Annotated in this window: 7 protein-coding genes; 1 reads left to right on the forward strand and 6 read right to left on the reverse strand. The window is 70.5% G+C overall.

Going from position 1 to position 17,606, the window contains the following annotated elements; all coding sequences use genetic code 11:
- Nucleotides 1-20: 20 nt before the first annotated feature.
- From ACZ4LX_RS06615 to ACZ4LX_RS06630, 4 genes are all read right to left on the reverse strand, one after another.
- Nucleotides 21-10,688, reverse strand: a complete 10,668-nt coding sequence (locus ACZ4LX_RS06615; protein ID WP_467638859.1) for an amino acid adenylation domain-containing protein — start codon at nucleotides 10,686-10,688, stop codon at nucleotides 21-23.
- 759 nt (nucleotides 10,689-11,447) lie between these two features.
- On the reverse strand, nucleotides 11,448-12,626 hold the full coding sequence (locus ACZ4LX_RS06620; protein ID WP_467638856.1) for an acyl-CoA dehydrogenase family protein: 1,179 nt from the start codon (nucleotides 12,624-12,626) through the stop codon (nucleotides 11,448-11,450).
- Between the two features lie 103 nt (nucleotides 12,627-12,729).
- The gene (locus ACZ4LX_RS06625; protein WP_467638853.1) at nucleotides 12,730-13,887 is read right to left on the reverse strand and encodes a methyltransferase; all 1,158 of its coding nucleotides are present in this window, start codon (nucleotides 13,885-13,887) and stop codon (nucleotides 12,730-12,732) included.
- Nucleotides 13,888-14,079: 192 nt separating this feature from the next.
- Complete coding sequence (locus ACZ4LX_RS06630) at nucleotides 14,080-14,277, reverse strand: hypothetical protein (RefSeq protein ID WP_467638850.1); 198 nt, start codon at nucleotides 14,275-14,277, stop codon at nucleotides 14,080-14,082.
- A 239-nt stretch (nucleotides 14,278-14,516) separates the two neighbouring features.
- On the opposite strand from ACZ4LX_RS06630, the gene ACZ4LX_RS06635 reads away from it, so the two are divergent.
- The gene (locus ACZ4LX_RS06635) at nucleotides 14,517-15,341 is read left to right on the forward strand and encodes an endonuclease I family protein (RefSeq protein ID WP_467638847.1); all 825 of its coding nucleotides are present in this window, start codon (nucleotides 14,517-14,519) and stop codon (nucleotides 15,339-15,341) included.
- A 244-nt stretch (nucleotides 15,342-15,585) separates the two neighbouring features.
- On the opposite strand, the gene glsA is transcribed toward ACZ4LX_RS06635, so the two are convergent.
- Both glsA and ACZ4LX_RS06645 read right to left on the reverse strand, forming a co-directional pair.
- On the reverse strand, nucleotides 15,586-16,923 hold the full coding sequence (gene glsA, locus ACZ4LX_RS06640) for a glutaminase A (RefSeq protein WP_467638843.1): 1,338 nt from the start codon (nucleotides 16,921-16,923) through the stop codon (nucleotides 15,586-15,588).
- Between the two features lie 14 nt (nucleotides 16,924-16,937).
- Nucleotides 16,938-17,501: a hypothetical protein gene (locus tag ACZ4LX_RS06645; RefSeq protein ID WP_467638840.1), complete on the reverse strand. Its 564-nt coding sequence runs from the start codon at nucleotides 17,499-17,501 to the stop codon at nucleotides 16,938-16,940.
- Between the last annotated feature and the right edge of the window lie 105 nt (nucleotides 17,502-17,606).

The raw sequence follows: 17,606 nt of genomic DNA on the forward strand, positions 1-17,606 counted from the left end.
AGTCCCTTCGAAGGCCGCGATCAGATCGCGAGCGCGGTCAGCTCTGCGGTGCGGGCACGTATCCGCTCCAGTTCGCCGTCCGGCGCGGCCGCCGGTTCCTGGACGTCGGCGGGCACAGCGTCCGGCGGCACGGCCGTGGGGAGGATGACTTCGTCGTCGCCCAGAACGATGCCCCGGTTGTTGAGCGCGGGACTGAACTTCATCAACGTCAGCCTGCTGACCGGCGCTGCGCACAGCCGTTCGATCGCCGCCGTCAGCTCGTCCGGCTGGATGAGCGGCGCCTGCGCTCCGACCATCGCGCCCCGCTCTCCCTCGACGGGTGCGTTGTTGAAGCAGTAGCCCAGGTTCAGCACCTTGCCGACAGTGCCGTAGCGGCGTTGCACGGTCGGTGCGAACGAATCGAGGAACGTGCAGGCGGCGGCGTAGTTCGCCTGCTTGATGGCTTTGAGATAGGAGTTGATCGAGGACAGGAACAGTGCGAAATCGAGCGAGTCACCGCCGAACACCTCCATGCACCGGGCGCTCGCGTCGGCCTTGCCGCGCAGCACGTCCTCGAACTGCGCCTCGCTCATCCGGGCCAGGCTCGCCCCCGAGAACACGAGGCCCGAGTGGATGACGCCGTGCACCGCGCCGAACCGTCGTACGATCTCGTCCTTCGCCGCACGCAGGGACGCGGGGTCGGTGGCGTCGGACCGCAGGTACAGCGGCGCGGGCCCGCCCGCGCCGGTTGCCCGGGCGACAGCGGCTTCGACTCGCGCATCCCGCGGCCTGCGTCCGAGCCACACCACCTGGGCGTGGTACCGGCGGATCAAGTACTCGCTGATGACCGTGCCCAGGGCGCCCGCCCCGCCGATGATGACGTAGGTGCCGCCCTCCCGCAGCCGGGACGACGTCGGCGCGGCCGGCTGAACGGTCATCAGCCGCTGCCCGTGCCAAAGGCCGTCACGGTGGATACGCAGGTTGCCGTCCGGGTCCGCGGCCAGGTCGAGCACCGCGGCGAGAGAAGGCGCGTCGTACTCCTCGACATCCGCCACCCTCACCCGCCAGTCCGGGTACTCCTTCGCAGCCGACCCCGCCAGTCCGGCGACACCGGCGTGCGCCGGGTCGACGGCCTCGGCCTCATGGACGGCGTGCGCCCGCTCGGTGATCAGGGTCAGGCCCAGTGAGCGATCGCCGTACCCTGCGGCCAGAAGTGCCTTCACCGTGCGGAAGGCGTGCAGCGAACCGCTGGACTGGCTCTCGACGACGCTCGCACCGGACCGGTCGTCCACGGCGCCGGGCGCCACCCAGATCAGATGGTCGAGTTCCGGGACCGACCGGACGGACCTCTCCAGGTCGTCGTCCTTGCTCTGCGACGGGTCCGCGATCACGTGCGCGCCCGGCAGGAGCGCCAGGAGAACGTCCCGCGCCCGCCCCGGGGGCGCGATGATGCCCACTGATGCGGACCGCTGCGGCCACGTCGCGGGTTCCGTCCGCTGAAGGGGATCCCACACCGGCACCAGCGTGGCGACGTCATCCGCCTCGTCCGGCGTCTGCTCGGTTCGACGGCCTGCGATGCCTTCCAGACGAAGACACACTGTGCCGTCGTCGGTCGCGAGGTCGATATCGATCCGGTCCGCGCCGCGCGCGTCCTCGGCACGGCGTATCAGGGCCCACATGGTGGTCGCGCCGGGAGCGAGGAATTCGGCCGACCTGATGGTGAACACCAGCCCGACCCGGTCGTCGCCGTCGAGCAATCGCATGCACTGCATCGCCGAGTCCACCAGCGCCGGGTGCGGGACGAGGCCGTCCATGGTTCCTGACGCCGCGCTGGGCAGTCGCAGTTCGGCGAGCACCGCGTTGTCGCCGCGGTGCACCGCCACGACGCCCTGGAACGTGGGGCCGTAGGCGATGCCACGATCCCGCCACTCGGCGTAGAACCGCAGAGGGTCGAATGCCGTGGACCGGAAATCCCTGAGCAGCGCGGCCAGATCGAGCGCCTGCGCGGCCGTCGGCTCCGCGGCTGACACCTCGCCCTGGCAATGGAGAACGGGCTCGTCTCCGGCGGACTCCGTGGAGGACACCGTGAACCGGGTGACGTCGCCGTCCGCGCGAAGAGCCACGCGCACTGCGCGCGGCGCCCCCGACACCGAAAGGGGTCGCAGGAAGACGACGTCGCGCAAGCGAACCGCGTCGCTCGCGGTCCGTCTCGCCGCTGCTGCGGCCCACTTCAGATACATGGCCCCCGGAGCGATCCCGGTTCCCCGCACCTGATGTTCACGCAGGTAGAACTCGTCACCGGTGAGGACTCCCTCATCGCGGCGCGGCCCGTCGTCCGCCGCCGGGGGGATCGGCAGCGCATAGCGTTCCCCCTCGAAGGGGTAGCCGGGCAGCGGAACGCGGCGGTAGCGGCTGTCGCGGAACAGTTCGGCGAAATCCGGTGCCTCACCGTCGAGGAACTGTTGGGCGAGTACCTGCAGCACGGGGTCCGCGCTCCGCGCCGGCATGTCCTGCCCGGAGAGCCAGTTGGTGCACCGGCTCTCCAGTTCCGCCATGTCCCGGACCACACTCACCCATCGATGCCGCAGGTGCCTGCGGCCGAGCAGGAGTGTGTGGCTCACGTCGCCGGTATCGAGGTCCGGGTGCTCGCGGCAGTGGCGCGCGAGCCGGGCCACCTGTTCGCGCAGGGCGTGCTCCGTCGCCGCCGACAGCACGATCAACCGGGCCCCGTCCTGCCTGCTCCGCGGTGGCGCGGGCGGCTTCGACGGCTGCTCGATGACAGCGTGGGCGTTGGTTCCGCTCGCGCCGAGCGATGTGACCGCGGCGCGCCGCTTGCCGCCTTCGGGCACGGCCCACCGTCTCGGCTCCGTGTGTACGAAGAACGGGCTGCCGGCCAACGTGACACTGGAGTTCGTCGTGGTGTGGTGGAGCAGGCCGGGGATCACCTCGTGCCTCATGGCCAGCAGTGCCTTGATGACGCCGATCACGCCGGCCGCGGCCTGCGCGTGGCCGATGGAGGCCTTTGCCGAGCCGAGCGAGCAGAACTGCTCGGCGTCCGTGAAGCCCCGGAACGCGCGATCGAGCGCCCGGAATTCCACCGGATCACCGAGCTTGGTTCCGGTGCCGTGCGCCTCGACCAGCCCGATCCCCGCGGGGTCGATGTCGAAGTCCTGGTAGATCTGGCGGATCAGCCGTTCCTGCGAGGTCCCGTTCGGCGCGGCGATCCCGTTCGTCGTGCCGTTGTGGTTGATCCCGATTCCACGGATCACGCCGTGGATGTGGTCGCCGTCCGCCTCGGCGTCCGAGAGCCGTTTGAGGATCAGCGCACCGACCCCCTCGGCCGGCACGAATCCGTCGGCCGCCTGGTCGAACGCACGGCACCGGCCAGTCGGGGAGAGCATCCCGGCCCGCGACGCCGCCAGATACAGCCGCGGCGAGTTCTGGACGTAGACCCCGCCCGCGATCGCCGTGGTGACCTCCCCCGCCCACAGCGCCTGACACGCCAGATAGAGGGAGACCAGCGAGCTGGAGCATGCGGTGTCGACCGCCATGGCCGGCCCGTGCAGGTCCAGGTAGTAAGCGATGCGGGACGGCACGAGCGAGTTCATGTTGCCCCACAGCGCCTGGCCCGGGTAGTCGGACGGCCCTGTCATGTCCAGGTAGTCTCCCGCAGCGCAGCCCACGTAGATACCGCACCGGTCGCGATCGAGCGACTCGCCCGCGTGGCCCGCGTCCTCGAGCGCCCGCCACGCTTCCTGAAGGAACAGCCGCTGCTGCGGCTCCATGTAGACGGCCTCCGCACCGGAGATCCCGAAGAAGAGCGGGTCGAACTCGTCGACGCCGTCCAGAAGACCGCCGTCGAGGCACACGCTGCCCAGCGACGCGAGGTCCCAGCGCGACACCTTCGAGACAGCGTCCCGGCCGGAGGCCAGCAGGTCCCAGAACGCGTCGGCATCCTGGGCGCCCGGGAACCGGCCGCTCATGCCGACGATCGCGACGGGCTCCCGGCCACCGCCCGACGGCTCGGATACCGCGGCCGGCCCGGGCACGGCCACCACCGACGGCTCGGGCACCGCGGCCGGCCCGGGCACGGCCACCACCGACGGCTCGGATACCGCGGACCACCCGGAAACCGCCAACGGCTCGGGCCCCGCGGCAGGCTCGGGCACCGCGGCCACGATGGCGGCGCCTTCCTCGTCGACGATGAAACGCGTCAGCCGCCTGATCGACGGGTTCTCGAACAGCACACTCGGATCGAGGTCGGTGCTCAGCGACTCGTTGAGCCGGTGCACCAGGGAGACGCCGGTGAGCGAGTCCAGTCCGTAGTCGGCGAACGGTCTGTCTGCCGTGAGCTCATCCGCGGTCAGCTTCAGCGTTTCGGCGAGGACCCGCTCGACGGTCGCGCGGACGTACTGCTTGAGCGAACCGGGCGCGACAGGCCGCGGATCCCGGTGCGGGGCGGGCGACCCGGCGCGCGCCAGCAGTACCTGCTGGCCCAGGTCACGGGCGGGCTCCGCCAGCAGTTCGACCGTGTCGAACCCACACTCCCGCAGCACTTCGCGCCACGCGTTCGAGGACAGCGCCGGTCCGCCCCGGATACGCCTTCCGTCCGTGAACCGCCACCACCCGTCGAGGAGCCCGAACGTCAGGTGCGACCACCAGTCGTTCCGGGCGAGCTCGTTGAGTACGAGGACTCCGCCGGGCCGCAGCAGTGCCCTGGCATGACGCACTGTCCGCACGATGTCCTTGGTGGCGTGCAGGACGTTGTTGGCGATGACGATGTCGTAGTCGCCCTCGGCAAGTCCCTGTGCGCCGGGCTCCCGCTCCACGTCGAAGGCCGAGAAGGACACGTACGGCACGTGGCCGGCGAACCGCCGCTCCGCGTCGAGCAGGAACGCCTTCGAAACGTCCGTATAGCGGTACTCGGCGATGCCCAGGCCCTTCAGCTGGGCAAAAACACGCTCGCTGGTGCTGCCGGTGCCCGCTCCGATCTCCAGGAGCCGGATCCCGTCGCGGCGGGCGTCCGCCTCCGCGCGCACCGCGCCGGCCGTCACGTCGTTGAAGTAGTCGGCCGTCGCGTTCCCCCGGTACGCCGGTTCGACCAGCTCGAACGAGCCGCCCGGGAACATGACCGCCGTGGCCTTCGTCCGCCCGGACAGGATCGCGGGAAGGGCCTCGATCATGCGCTCGGTCAGGCCGATCTTGGCCGCCAGCTCCGGATCCTCGGCATGGACGTCCTTCCACGCCCGCCAGGTGCGCCACGCCTGTTCGAGGCCTGTCGCATTCTCCCTGGGCGCCACGGACTCGCCCTCACGCACGAGCTCTCCGTGGCTCAGCAGCACGGTCACCGTATGGCCGAGCCACTGGGCGAAGGACGGCGTGATCCTCTGCCCGATCAGGTCGAGGCGAACGGGCTCGTCGAAGAGTCCCGCCGCCACGAGCTGTGCGAGCACGAGCGGGCGCGAGAGGCTGTCCATCTCGTCCGTGGCGGACGTGCGACCGGACAGGAACCTCTCGACGCTCTCGGGCCCGGCCGCGGCCACGAGCAGCGATGCCGCGTCGAGCGGGGCAGGGGCCCGGGGAACCGGCACCGCCTCGGCAGCCGGCCAGTACCGCTTCGCAGCGAACGGATACGTCGGCAGGCTCACCCGCACCGGCGGATTCGCACCGTGGTAGGTGCGCCACTCGACGTCGATGCCATTGACCCACAGGGGCGCGATCTTGTCCCACTCCCCTTGTCCGAGCCACCGGGTGGCCAGGTCTCGCAGCTCACCGGAGTGGTCGAAGAGGCCGAGCAGCGTGTCCTCGGGCCGTCGGGCCGTACCTTCGAACACGGTTCCGCGCGCCCCGCGCTCGACGTAGTCCTGAAGGATTGCGATCAGCTCGTCGACGTCGTTCACGACGAAGACCACTCGTTCGGCCATCGCCCGGCGCCCGACCTGCAGCGTGTACGCGAGCGACACCAGATCGCCGTGCGCGTCGCGGTAGCCCGGCAGGAACTCCAGAAGCTGCCGCGCGAGGACGCCGAGCCGCTCCCCGTCCCGGGCCGAGAGGACCACCGCTTGAGGACCGGGGCGTCCGGCGTCCCGCGCTCCGGCCGGCGCCTGTTCCAGTACCGCGTGCACGTTGGTGCCGCCGATCCCGAAGGAGCTCAGTCCCGCCCGTGCGGGCCCGTCGCCGTCCAGCGGCAGATTCCGGTCGGCGACGAAGAACGGCGACTCGTCCCAGTCGATCTCCGAGCTCGGCGCGTCGCAGTGAAGGGTCCGCGGAACCTCTCCGTGCTGCAGGGCCAGGGCCACCTTGATGAGGCCGGCGATCCCCGCGGCCGCGTCCAGGTGGCCGATGTTGCTCTTCACCGAGCCGATGCCGCAGTACTGGGTGCGTGCCGTGTAGGGGCGGTACGCCTCGGTCAGAGCCGCGACCTCGATGGGATCGCCGAGCCTCGTGCCGGTGCCGTGCGCCTCGACGTAGCTGATCGTCGACGGGTCCGTGCCCGCCTTGTCCAGTGCCTTGCGGATCACCTCGGTCTGGCCGCGCACACCGGGCGCGTAGAACCCTGCCTTGTCGCCGCCGTCGTTGTTCACCGCGACGCCGCGGATCAGGCAGTAGATGTGATCGCCGGCGGCGATCGCGTCACTGGCGCGCTTGAGGACGACCACGCCGACGCCTTCGCCGCCGGACATGCCGTCGGCGCCGTCGGCGAACGCGCGGCTGCGCCCGTCGCTCGAGAAGTTCAGGCCCGGCTGGTGCACGTATCCCAGTTCCCCCGCGGAGAACAGACTGGCCGCGCCGACGATCGCCTGGTCGGCATCGCCGGCCAGGAGTCCCTGACAGGCGACGTGCACCGCGCTCAGCGCCGAGGAACAGTTGGTGCTCACCTCCATGCTGGGACCACGCAGGCCCAGCTTCGTGGAGATCATCGTGGGCACCGTGCCGCCCTGGGCGAACAGCCACGCGGCGTAGGTCTCGGAGCTCGCCAGGACCCGCGGGCCCGACGCGTTCGCCATCAGGGCCGGGAGCAGGGCCTGGTAGAAGTTCGAGCTCGTGGACGTGGTGACGCTGGTCCCGGGAACGTCCTCCGGGCGGTAACCGGCGTCCTCCAACGCCTGCCACGCGTGCTGCAACAGCAGGCGCGCCTGTGGGTCCATGAACTCGGCGTCGCGGGGCGAGATGTCGAAGAACGCCGCGTCGAACTCCGCCCTGCCGTCCACGACCGAGCGCTGCGGCACGTATCCGGGCCGAGTGATCAGTTCCTCCGGCACTCCGAGCGTGCGCAGTTCCTCGGGCGACCATGCCGTGCCACCGCTGCGTCCTTCCATGAGCGCCGACCAGAACGCGCGGTGGTCCATGGCTCCCGGGAACCGGCAGGAGATGCCGATCACCGCGATCGAGTCATCGGGCGGGGCGTCGTCGGCCGCCGAAGCGGCACGGCTCGGAGCAGGGTGCTGCACCGGCTCGACCGGCTGCGCCGCAGGTGCCTGCCCGGCAGGCAGCAGCCCCGTCAGGTGCCGGGCCATCGTCGCGACGGACGGGTGCGCGAACATGCCGGCGGGTCTCAACGAGCAGCCGAACTCGCGGTTGATCCGCTCCACCGCTTCGATGGCCGCGAACGAGTCTCCGCCGATGTCGAAGAAGCCCGCGGCACGATCGATTTCACGCGAGCCGAGCACCTCTTCGAAAATCCCGCGCACGGTCCGCTCGATGTCGGGCGCGGCCACCGGACTGTCGGCGGCCGGGAGCGGCACCGTCCGGGCGGCCTCGGCCAGCTTCGCCCGGTCGACCTTGCCGTGCGCCGTGAGCGGAAAGGCGTCCAGGGCCACGAATGCGGCGGGCAGCATGTAGGCGGGGAGGGTCTTGGCGAGTTCCGCGCGCAGCATCGCGGCGTCGGCCGGCGCGTCCCCGTTCCGGGTGTAGTAGGCGGTGAGCCTGTCCGACAGTCCGGCATGCTCAAGCAGGACGACGCTTCGGCCGACCTCCGGGTGGGCATCGAGCACTGCCTCGATCTCACCGGGTTCGATGCGGTGGCCGCGCAGTTTGACCTGGTTGTCCATCCTGCCCAGGACGACGATCTCGCCGTTCGGCAGTCGGCGTGCGCGGTCCCCGGTCCGGTACAGCCGTCCGGGCGCGAACGGGTTGTCCAGGAAGCGTTCGGCCGTCAGCTCCGGCTTCCGGTGGTAGCCCAGGGCGACCCCGTCGCCCGCGATGTGAAGCTCGCCGGCGACGCCGACGGGCAGTGGGCTCATGTTCTGGTCGAGGACGTAGAGCCGGGTGTTCGCGATGGGTCTGCCGATGGTCACCGGTTCCTCACGACGCAGCCGCTTGGCCGCTGACCAGATGGTCGTCTCCGTGGGCCCGTAGAGGTTCCAGGCCTCGCCGCGCGCCACGAGCCGGTCCTTCAGGCCGTCGGGTAACGCCTCGCCGCCGCACAGCATCTTGACGCCCTCGGTGTTCTGCCACCCGACGCGCACCAGCATGGCCCAGGTCGCCGGAGTCGCCTGCATGACGGTGGGCCGCCAGTCGGCGATCTTGTCGGCCAGCAACGTGGCATCGGCGGCCGTGGCCGATTCACAGATGCAGACCTGCCCACCGGTGATCAGGGGGAGGTAGAGCTCCAAGGCGGCTATGTCGAAACTGTGCGTGGTGACGGCCAACAGCCGATCGTGGGACGCCACGCCCAGCGTGTGCGCCATGGCCAGCAGGAAGTTGGTCAGCGCGGTGTGCGGAACCACGACGCCCTTGGGCCTCCCCGTGCTGCCCGAGGTGTAGATGATGTAGGCGGCTGGAGGTGTCGAGGCTCGCGAGTCCGGCGCGTCGGCCGTCGCCTCCCCCGCCGCTGCCGCTGTCTGGGCGACCTGATCGTCCTGGCGGTCCGTCGGGTACAGTCTCGCCCCCGGCGTCCCCACGGCGGCCAGCCTTTCCATCACCGCCTCATGACAGATGACGAGTTGCGCGCCGCTGTCCTCGACCATGTAGGAGAGGCGTTCGGCCGGCAGTCGGCTGTCCAGGGGCAGGTACACCGCGCCGAGCCGCATGACTGCGAGGAGGGCCACGAGAAGGTCGGGTGACCGTTCGTAGCAGACCCCCACGACGTCCCCGGGGCGGATGCCTTGACGCGTCAGCGACTGTGCAAGACCCGAGCTGTGGTCCGCGAGTTCGCGATAGGTGAGGATCCGGTCCCCGCAGGTGACCGCCGGGGCGCCCGGGTTCGCCTCTGCCTGCTCCGCGAAGAGGTCCCAGCACGTCCGGTGCGCGGGGAAGTCGGCCTCGGTGTGGTTCCATGCCTCGATGACGAGGCGTTGTTCCTCGTCGCCGAGGAGGTTCAGCCTGCCTGTCGGCGACTGCCCGTCCGAGTCGAGGATGCTGTCCACCAGGGTGGCGAAGTGTTCTGCCATGCCCGCGACGGCGTCGCCCGAGAAGGCGTCGGGGTGGTACTTCCAGTTCACCAGGAACCCGTCACCGGGAACCACGTCCACCGTGAGGTCGTACTCACCCAGCTGGTACAGCCCATCGACGAGCTCGAAGTCCGTCTCGCCGGTGGCGCGGGCCCGCTCGCCCAGGTATCCGGAGAGGGCGGAATCCTGATAGTTGTACACGATCTGGTAGAGAGGCGACCGCGGATTCACGCCCCGGGCACCGAGATCGCCCACGATCCGGTGGAACGGGTAGGTCCCGTGCTCGAGCACGTCCAGCACCGTGGACTGCACGCGCCGGGCGAACGACAAGAACTCCTCGGAGGCGTCCGGCCTGCTCCGGACGGGCAGCGTGTTGACGAAGCAGCCGACGATCGGGTCAAAGTGTTCCGTCGGGCGCCCGGCCACCGGCATCCCGATGACGAGGTCCTCGCTTCCGGTGTAACGGTGCAGCAGAGTCAGGAAGGCCGTCAGGAAGAAGATCCCCGGGCTGATCTCGTGTGAAGCGGTGAAGTCCGCGACGGCGGCGGCCTGCTCCTTTCGCAGCCGGCTGGTGTACACCTCGCCCACATGAGGCGCGTCCGGCAGCAGAGCCACCTGCGAGGGCAGCCCCGTGAGGACCTCCGCACCGGCGAGCTCCCGCACCCAGAACTCGCGGTCCTCCTCAGCGCGCTCGCCGGCGAGTATGTCGCGCTCCCACGCGACGAACTCACCGAATGAGGCGGAGCCCGTACCGACCGGCACGTCCCGCCCCTCGGCCCGCGCCCGGTACGAACGGAACAGTGTGTCGACGACGAGACGCGCCGACACTCCGTCGATCACGAGGTGGTGGATGACCAGCAGAACGTACGCCTCCGACGCGGAGCGACGCAGGACAGCCAGCCTGGTCAAGCAATCACCGGCCAGGTCGAACGGCCGCCTCGCCCTTTCCTTCAGAAAGTCCAGCACCCGGCCGGACGGCACATCGGAGATGTCCACGTGCTGGACGGAGAAACCGTCCGCGTCCCCGTGGGACAGGCGCGGCCCGTCATCCGTCTCGCGCACCGCGGCCGAGAGAAGCGGATGCCGGGAAAGCGTGTCGCGGAACGCGGCCTGAAGCGCCGCAGTATCCACCTCCGCGAACGAAAAGCACACGGGAACGTTGTACGCGTACGTCTCCGGCTCCATCTTGGCGAGCGCCCACAGACCGCGCTGCCCCTCGGACAGAGGGGTGTCCACGCGTCTGCCGAGCTCGGCCAGCACCCCCGTCGTCGACAACTCACCGTCGGCATACATGCGGGCGAGCGCGCGAAGGTTCATGACGGACTCCTTCCTGCCACACCACCCAGGCATGACTCTGTGACAGAAGACCGCGAGCGAACGCGAGACCTCTGCCCGAGCCCGCAAGGAACGGGCTGCCGGTTGTCTTCCCGCTCGGATCCGGGTGCTGGCACGGGTCGAGGCAGGCGCGGATCCGGGCGAACACGCGGCCCCACTCCTGGCGGCACAGTTCCGCATCGGTGAGCACGGCACCTTCGGCCGGTCCGCCCTCGGAGTCGACGAACTCCGAGAGGTCGGCCGAACGCGACATCCCGGCCCGGCACTTGAGGCCTGCACGCAGCAGCGAACAGCAGCCGCCCACGGATGTGGCCGTCGGTGTCATGACAACGAGTATGACCCGCGGACCCTTGCGTGTTCTCACGTTTGTTCCGCTGTGGGCCACGTCACTTCTACGCTTCGGCCGGCATGGAGTACCTGATGCGTGCCGCCGCCGCGAGTCAGTGCCCGACCGGTCCACTTGCCGGCCTCATGCCGGCCGACGAGGCCTAGCCGACGGCCTCGGTCACGACGTCGACGAGTTCGCACGGGGTGTCGCACAACTCATCGCCACGGCTCGCCGCACCGAGCTCCGTCGAGCCGGGTTCGGTCCACATTGAGCACCACGGCCCGGCTCGCCGGCTGCCGCCGCCTCCACCGACGTGCCGAACGCGAAGCCGCCCCCTTCCTCGACTGCACCCTCATCCGCTGCCGCAGGCCGACCACATGAGATGGCTCCGGAAGTGCCTCGTCACACAAACCTCAGCGGCGCACCCGAGGCATCCCGAGCCCGATCCACGAGATGATCTCCCGCTGGATCTCGTTGTTGCCACCGCCGAAGGTGAAGATGACGGCGGACCGGTATCCGCGTTCGAGTTCGCCGTGCAGGACGGCGCCCGCGGAGCCCTCCTTCAGCGGGCCCGCCGAGCCGACGACCTCCATGAGCCAGGCGTAGGCGTCGCGGCGCGCCTCGGAGCCGTAGACCTTGACGGCGGAGGCGTCCTGCGGGGTGAGGGTGGCGTGCTGGACCGCTGACACCATCTGCCAGTTCAGGAGTTTCATCGCGTCGAGCCGGGCGTGTGTACGGGCCAGGCGGGCACGGACCCAGCCGAGGTCGATCACGCGGCGGCCGTCGGCGAGGCGGGTGTCGGCGGCCCAGCGCCGGACGTTGTGCAGGGCGCGGATGGCCATGGTGCCGTGGGCGGCGAGCGTGACGCGTTCGTGGTTGAGCTGGTTGGTGATGAGCCGCCAGCCCTTGTTCTCCTCGCCGACCCGGTGGGAGACGGGGACGCGGATGTTCTCGTAGTAGCTGGCGGTGGTGTCGTGCGAGGCCAGGGTGTTGATCAGGGTGCAGGAGTAGCCGGGGTCGGACGTCGGTACGAGGAGCATGGTGATGCCCTTGTGGGGCGGGGCGTCCGGATCGGTGCGGGCGGCGAGCCAGACCCAGTCCGCGGTGTCGCCGTTGGTCGTCCAGATCTTCTGCCCGTTGACGACGTAGGTGTCGCCGTCGCGCACCGCCCGGGTCTTGAGGGCGGCGAGGTCGGTGCCCGCGTCGGGTTCGCTGTAGCCGATCGCGAAGTCGATCTCACCGGCGAGGACCTTGGGCAGGAAGTAGGCCTTCTGTTCGTCGGTGCCGAACTGCATGATCGTCGGGCCGACGGTGTTGAGGGCCATCAGCGGCAGCGGGACACCCGCCTGCGCCGCCTCGTCGAAGAAGATGAACTGTTCCATGGGCGAGAGCCCGCGTCCGCCGTACTCCGTGGGCCAGCCCACGCCGAGCCAGCCGTCGGCGCCAAGGCGTCTGATCGTCTCCCGGTAGAAGCGCTTCTGGGCGGCGGGGTCGGCGTAGCGGGCATAGGCGTTGTCGGGCACCAGGGCAGCGAAGTACGTATGCAGTTCGGCACGCAACTGCTGCTGTTCAGGCGTGTATTCGAGGTGCACGGCCCCTCCAGGAGTCTCGCTTCGCGTCGCCCGTGTACGGCGGCGCACACAGTAGAACGCGTTGCAAGAATCCGGAAGGGGCGCGGACACCCGGGCGCACCCCTCAGCGTTTGACGGCGCGCAGTACGACGAATTTGGGGTCGCCCGCCACTGTGGTGCAGTTGCCGAAGATCCGGCGCAGCTGGGTGTGGTAGCCGAGGTGCCGGTTGCCCACCACCCATAGTTCGCCGCCCTGGCGCAGCGCGGCGCGCGCGCCGTGGAACATGTTCCGGGCGGTCGCGTCCGTGGTGGCCTGGTGCGAGTGGAACGGCGGGTTGCACAGGACGAGGTCCGCACCGGCGGGCTCGGCGCCGGCCAGCCCGTCGGCGACGACGAAGCGGGCATCGGCGTCCGCGCCGGTGTTGGCCCGGAAGGTTTCCTCGGCCGAGGCGACGGCCTGGTAGGACTCGTCGATGAACGTGAGCTCGGCCTCGGGGTTGGCGAGTGCGGCGGCGAGGCCGACGACTCCGTTCCCGCAGCCGAGGTCGACGACCCGGTCGGGGCCGGTGCGTGCCGGCAGGTGCTTCAGGAAGAAGCGGGTGCCGATGTCGAGCCGCTCCGCGCAGAAGATCCCGGCGTGGTTGACCACGGTGCGGCCGGCGACGGTCCCGGTGTCGCCGGGCAGCTCGTAGCGGTACGGCCAGGGGCTGGGGGTACGCACCAGGGAGGGGTCGGGGGTGCAGTGGACGAGGCGGGCCTTCTTGACCGCGAGCGAGGTGCGGGTGGGGCCGATGATCCGCTCGAAAAGCTTGAGGGTGGAGGTGTGGATCTCCTTCACCATCCCGGTGCCGATGACGACCGTTCCCGCGTGGACGGCGGGGGCGAGCCGGTGCAGCTGGTCCTCCAGGAGCGCGAGGCTCTTGGGCACCCGGACGAGCAGGACGTCGATACGGTCCGGCGGCGTCTGCCGGGCGGACAGCAGGCGCACGGCACCCGTGTCGGCACCGTTGCGCTCCAGGTTCGCCTCCGTCGCGCGCTGCGCGAGGTAGGAGTCGGTGATCTGTACGGGGCGATGCGCGGCCAGCACCGTACTCAGCGCGCCCCAGCGGTCACCGACGATCACGAGGCGTCCGGAGAGTGCGACCGGTTCGGCCTCGTCGATCCCCTCCAGGTAGCGGAGCAGGTACTCATCGGCCGCGTCCCAGGCCTGGAACGGGTCGCGGGGGTTCTCGGGGAATCGGGCGAGGTCGTAACCAGCCCCTGACGTCGTCAAACGGTTCATATTGCGTTCAGGCTATCCGAGCAGCGCCGCACGCCCGCACCACCGACGGACGCCGCGCACCCGCACCACGAGCCACATCCCGTGCCACGAGCCGCACCACCGCTGCGCGCCCCACCACCACAGCCACCGCGGCCGGGCGCCCCCGCACCACCGGCGTCCACCGGCGGCCGGGGCAGCCGCCCGGCCGCGTGACTACGGCAGCAGCTTGTCGATGGCCGCCCGGCCCTCCCTGGCAAGCCTGCGCTCGGCCCACTCGAGATTCCGGGGTGTCAGGTCACGCCCGGAGGCGAGCACCACATCCTCCGCCGATGGGTTTTCGCTGGCACCGGTGTGCAGAAGACTGTCGGGGGTCACGCCCCGTACGGATACGGATTCGGGCTCGTCGCTCATGCCGCCTCCTCGTCCTTGCGGCCATTCTCACCCCGCTCCGGCGGGGACGCATCCGAGGCGGCGAGGGCCCGCCCCCGACCCTCACTTGACCTGCACATGATAGGTACGCAGCGTTCACACCTGGGTCACGGTGCGTATGGAAGGCTCCCGCTGACCACCTAGTAACACGACCACCGCGGCACCGTCCACCACCCTGTGACGGCGCCCCGGTGCCCGTATTTCCGGAGAGGACACCCCACATGTCCCGTCGTCACCTGTCCCACCGGCGCCCGCTGCTGGCCACGCTCGCAGCCTTCGCGGTGCTCGCGGGCACCGCGGCCGCCGCGCCCGCCGCGACACCGCCGGCCCCTGCCCCGTCCGCCACCCCGCTCAGCACCCTGGACGACACGTACTACCAGGACGCGCTCGGGAAGTCGGGAACCGCGCTCAAGAGCGCGCTGCACACGATCATCAGCGACCAGACCAAGATCAGCTACAGCCAGGTCTGGGACGCACTCAAGGACACCGACGAGGACCCGGCCAACTCCTCGAACGTGATCCTCCTGTACACCGGAGCCTCCGAGCCCAAGAGCAACAACGGCGGCAGCGTCGGCCAGTGGAACCGGGAGCACGTCTGGGCCAAGTCCCACGGCGACTTCGGCACCGCCACCGGCCCCGGTACGGACATCCACCACCTGCGCCCGGAGGACGTCCAGGTCAACTCCACGCGCGGCAACAAGGACTTCGACAACGGCGGCACCGAGCTGAGCAACGCTCCGGGCAACTACACCGACAGCGACTCCTTCGAACCGCGCGACGAGGTCAAGGGCGACGTGGCCCGCATGATCCTCTATATGGCGGTGCGCTACGAGGGCGACGACTCCTTCGCCGACCTCGAACCCAACGACAGCGTGTCGAACGGCTCCTCTCCCCACATCGGCCGGCTCTCCGTGCTGAAGACGTGGAGCCAGCAGGACCCGCCGGACAGCTTCGAGGAGCGCCGCAACGACGTCATATTCGACCAGTACCAGCACAACCGGAACCCGTTCATAGACCACCCCGAGTGGGTGGAGTCCATCTGGTGACCGGCTCCTCCTCCCAGCCGGGGCGCGCAGGGGACACGGCCTAGGATCCGAAGCCCGCGCGGATGCGGCGCCGGGGCATGGACGGACGACGCGTGATCCTCTCGCTCGTCGTGAGGGCGGGGCCGCACCGGTACGGCCCGGTGGCGGCTCCGCTCGCGGGCGGCGGCGCCGTGATCCGGCGCGGGAACGGCGACGGCGGACGCGCAGGGCGGCGTCCGTCCGGACGGACGGGCTCCGCGGCGGCTCAGCCGGTGGCCGTCTCCACACACCAGGCCACGGCCTCCTCCCGGGAGTCGAAACTGCGTGGGATCCAGGCCTCGTCGCCCGGCTCCCGGAGGCGGCCGTCCGGGTCGGCCACAGCGGTGTGCCTGCCCACACCGGCGAGCCGGGCCAGTCCGCTGCGCAGCATCGCTCTGGCCACGGCGTCGATGCCCGTCACCCGCACCAGATCGAGCACCACGGCCCCGGTCCGGCCGGTCCCCGCCTCGTCGAGGGCGTACAGCACCCGCTCCGCCGCGGTGAAGTCCAGAGCGCCCTGGGCCGCGGCGACCGCCACCCGTTCACGGCGGACGCGCTCCCGTTCCCCCTTCGGCGCGGCGGGCAGGCCGTCCGCGGTGGTGGCCAGCGTGACGGTGGAGCCCGCGAGCGCCGGGTTGTACATGAGGTGCAGGCCGAGCCGCTCCGAGAGCGTCCCGATCGCCCGGCGTCCCCGCACGGAGGTGCCGGTGGCGTCGAGCAGCGGGCTGTACGCCGCCAGTCCGAACCGTGCGGGTCCGGCGGCGATCAGGCCGCCGGACACTCCGCTCTTGGCCGGCAGCCCCACTCTGAGCAGCCAGTCGCCGGAAGTGTCGTACATGCCGCAGGTCGCCATCACGGCGAGCACCTGGGCGGCGACGGCCTCCGAGACCACCGTGTCCCCGGTGAGCGGATTGACGCCGCCGTGCGCCAGGGTCGCCGCCATCGCGGCGAGATCCAGAGCCGTGACGCGTACCGCGCACTGGCGGAAGTACGTCTCCACCGCCGCCACCGGGTCCATGGGCAGGGGGCCGGTGGACCGGACGAGGTAGGCGAGGGCGCGGTTGCGGTCGCCGGTGGCCGCCTCGGAGGCGTACACCTCCTCGTCCACATCGAGCCTCCGTCCGGCGAACCGGCCGAGGCAGTCGAGGATGCGTCCGAACCTCGGCGCGACGGGGGTGTCGGGGATGAGCGCGGTGGTGACGATGGCTCCCGCGTTGACCATGGCGTTGGCCGGACGTCCGGTGCCGCGTTCCAGGCTGATGGCGTTGAACGCCTCGCCGCTGGGCTCGGCGTTCACCCAGCGGGACACCTCGTCGAGGCCGAGAAGGGACAGGGCCAGGGCATAGACGAACGGCTTCGACACGGACTGGACGGTGAACGGCACCTCGGCGTCGCCCGTGCTGTACCGGTGGCCGTCCATGCTGATCAGGGCCAGCCCGAAGGCGCCCGGGTCGGCGAGCGACAACTGCGGGATGTAGTCCGCCAGTTCCCCCTCGTCGACAGCGGCATACCTGGCGTGCAGCTCTCGCAGCGCGTCCGTGACCGCACCGGTGGCGACGCGCACCGCGCTCCCGCCCGTCAGCCGCGCTCGGCCTGGGCGATCCGGGGGAACGACTTGACGCCCGCGGCTTCACGGCTGTTGGCGTGCTGGCTGACCGTCCGGTTCGGCGGAACGTCCGCGAAGCCGAGCACCACGGAGTCGAGCACCGTGCCGGAGGCGTCCACGAACTCCACCCGCACCGCGTAGAAGGCGGCCTCGCCACTGCGGTTGGTCACCTGCACGAGGGCGCTGCGGAACTTCTCCGACGCCGCGACGGGGAGCCCCTTGACGGAGACGTCCTCGACGGCATCGCCCTTCCCCTCAACACCCTTCAGTGCCGCGACGGCCTTCTGCCGGTTACGTTCCACATCGGCGGAGACCGAAGCCGCGAAGTCCTCCTGGGTGCGCGGGCTCTCGGTGGCCGAAGGGGACGCCGGCTCCGCGGACACCGTACGGGTGCTTCGGGCCGTGCCCTGCGACGAGCTGTCGGAGCTGTCACAGGCGGCGGTGCCGACGATGATCACCGCGGCGAGCACGGCGGGGGTCAGGCTGCGGGCTGCGCGGGCGCCGAGGGCGCGCCGCACGGGGCTGGTCTGGTTCACGGACGCTCCGTCTGCTCGGACGTACGAAGGGAAGTGGGGCGGGCGAGGTGGAAACCGGCCGGGGCGCCGGCTCCCCGGTGGTCATGCCGCGTCCTCGCCGAAGAT

This window comes from Streptomyces sp. NPDC026062 (genome assembly GCF_055568375.1).